3 protein-coding genes are annotated in these 1350 nt (G+C 46.4%); 1 reads left to right on the forward strand and 2 read right to left on the reverse strand.

What is annotated here, in order from left to right:
* Positions 1 to 295 (forward strand): DUF6956 domain-containing protein (locus H8S64_RS22030; protein WP_436231474.1); only part of this gene is annotated, 295 nt, incomplete at its 5' end.
* A 203-nt stretch (positions 296 to 498) separates the two neighbouring features.
* Here H8S64_RS22030 and H8S64_RS22040 read toward each other — a convergent pair.
* On the reverse strand, positions 499 to 819 hold the full coding sequence (locus H8S64_RS22040) for a hypothetical protein (RefSeq protein WP_016276716.1): 321 nt from the start codon (positions 817 to 819) through the stop codon (positions 499 to 501).
* A gap of 6 nt (positions 820 to 825) precedes the next feature.
* Positions 826 to 1290, reverse strand: coding sequence for a DUF3872 domain-containing protein (locus H8S64_RS22045; RefSeq protein ID WP_032941881.1), 465 nt, complete (start codon positions 1288 to 1290; stop codon positions 826 to 828).
* Between the last annotated feature and the right edge of the window lie 60 nt (positions 1291 to 1350).

Below are 1350 nucleotides of genomic sequence, written 5' to 3' on the forward strand. Positions count from 1 at the left end.
CAAAACTGACGAGTTCGGCACGCTGCACCATTTGCAACTGTTAGAGGATAAACCGGACTTTCAGATAATGACGGTAGTTTTCGGCGAACCAATCAGCCGGATAGACCGCAGTGTTTTTGAAGATGTTGCAACGTGGGGTGTCTGTTCCCTGCAAGGCTGGGTAAACAGCTACGAGAGTGTCCGGTTTGTTGCCATAAACGACCATACGGCAATCATCACGGGCGAATATAACATGGAACAGGTAAAGGTGTGGTTAGAGAAATACACGTCCATAAAGAGCCTTAAAACCAGTTGATAGAAAACGGCGGCTGCTTGCCGCCGTTACTTTCTTCCGTGAGCCTGCCAGCGGGTGAAGAAAGTAACAAAGAAGCCTTTCGTTTTCCCTATCATGGAAACATCCCGCCGATGCTTCCCGGCGGGATGTCTGCCCGATATTTACGCTTTGCGTATCATTCCATACCCGGTTTCCCAAGAGGATGATAAAAACGAATGTCGCAACTATAAATCCTCATAGTGAATAAATTTTACACTAAGTATGCACACGGTTTCTTCTTCCTCGATGTCATATTTCCATGTCCGCTTAGTGACAAGCATTTCCGTGTCGCAATCGAACCATACCATTACGGGCGCATCATCTTCTTCGTCCGCCCATTTGAAAACCTGATTGGACGGTATTTTCCACAATTCAGCACTGTCACGTTCGGAAATGCAGTCCTTATCCACTATGATGATGTCACCTACTGCCGGAACTATATCCGTTTCCAACGTGGTTTCTATATACCACGAGATACCTTTTATATCCAATTCTATTTTTACCATGTCATTTTATTGTTTAGGGGTTATCGTTTCCGTTTCTTCCTTGCTGTTGTCATTATTGAACGATAGCGAAAGTTGCTGCACCTGCCCGAAGCTGTCGATGATATAAATGTCAATCGTCTGCTGGTCTGTCGATGCCGAGGTGTAATAGAGCCTGAACGTTTCTTTTTCCAGCGGGTACAGGTCATTGGGCAGGAACACCGTGCCGTTATCCATTTCCAGCTTCCCTTTGCCGTCCGGCTGGAAGTACCGTATCTGATAGGTTGTCGGCTGGTAATAGCCGCCACGCACCAACTGGCAGCGTATTTCGGCGGTTTCCCCGACTTTCAGCCTTTTGGGTACTGGCATCGTTTCGATGCTGAACGGGTATGCCTGCTGAATATCCAAGTTGTCATTACAGGCGGTGACAAGTACAAGGGCGGCCACGATGTAGCAGCCCATGATGATTTTATACATTACATTCTTCATATACATTATTATATAGCGGTCAGTTGATAATGAATTTCAGTCCCAAAGATACCTGCGTGTGGAACT

The organism is Butyricimonas hominis, from assembly GCF_014287455.1.
Lineage (GTDB): Bacteria > Bacteroidota > Bacteroidia > Bacteroidales > Marinifilaceae > Butyricimonas > Butyricimonas muris.

What these genes read in the sequence shown, in the direction of transcription:
- H8S64_RS22040 (WP_016276716.1), bottom strand. Translation starts at nt 819, where the DNA reads ATGGTAAAAATAGAATTGGATATAAAAGGTATCTCGTGGTATATAGAA.
- H8S64_RS22045 (WP_032941881.1), bottom strand. Translation starts at nt 1,290, where the DNA reads ATGTATATGAAGAATGTAATGTATAAAATCATCATGGGCTGCTACATC.